Below are 810 nucleotides of genomic sequence, written 5' to 3'. Positions count from 1 at the left end.
TTCAGACCACACCTACACCCCGAATTGTGAAGAGCCTATAATCCCTAAGGTGAGGCGGATTTCGTCAACTTTTAAGGCGACGGTTACAGGCTCGACTTTCCGAGGGGCCGGTAGGTGGACCAGGGGCCGACGTGGGCGGCGTAGTCGCTGACGGCGGGGTCGTCCAGGGTCGCGGTGTGCACGGCCTGGCGGATGGTGGCGAGGGCGACGCGTCGGGTCTCGGGGTGAGGGTCGTCCAGAGCGGCGGCGGCGTCGCGGATGGTCTGCACGGCGGTCATCCAGGGCTGCGTGAGCTGGTCGTCGGTCATGGGGTGTGCCTTTCAGTGCTGGGTCGGTGGCGGGGCGATGTCGATGGGGACGGGGGTCGTTGGGGCCGTGGTCGTCGGCCACGCCACGGGGACCGTCGAGGGCCCGTTGATCGTTGGGGCGGCGCGGTCGGCGCGGTCGGTGTAGGTCCAGGCGAGCAGAGCGGCCAGAGCGAGCAGGAGCGCCGTGAGGATGGCCCACATCCAGCGGGGCACGACGGGCACGTGCACGGGCACCTCGACGGGCACCTCGACCCGTTCCACGACGGGGACCTCGACACGCTCGACGCGGGTCTCGACCTTGGGAGGCGCGGCCTCGATCATGCGGATCGTGTTCTGAGCCGTCGCCAGGTGCGCCATGACGGCTTGGACCTCGCGCTCTGCCGCGAGCCGGAGGCCCCGCTCTCGCTCGACCTCGACGCGCAGGTCTGCGACCTTTCCGGGATCGCCGGGGGCATCGTCCCCGGCGACGGTGACGCGGTCGACCATCCCGAGGTCTATAAGT

General features: G+C 69.5%; 2 protein-coding genes. Both read right to left on the bottom strand.

All coding sequences use genetic code 11. The features are described 5' to 3' along the window. Window positions 1-83: 83 nt before the first annotated feature. Window positions 84-308, bottom strand: coding sequence for a hypothetical protein (locus MOPEL_RS02890; protein WP_009481356.1), 225 nt, complete (start codon window positions 306-308; stop codon window positions 84-86). A gap of 12 nt (window positions 309-320) precedes the next feature. Beyond that, a partial coding sequence (locus MOPEL_RS02885) for a hypothetical protein (protein ID WP_217994501.1) occupies window positions 321-810 on the bottom strand: 490 nt, incomplete at its 5' end.

Origin of the sequence: Mobilicoccus pelagius NBRC 104925, assembly GCF_000247995.1 — a bacterium.
Taxonomy (GTDB): Bacteria; Actinomycetota; Actinomycetes; order Actinomycetales; family Dermatophilaceae; genus Mobilicoccus; species Mobilicoccus pelagius.
This window is presented reverse-complemented; position numbering and strand designations above follow the sequence as displayed.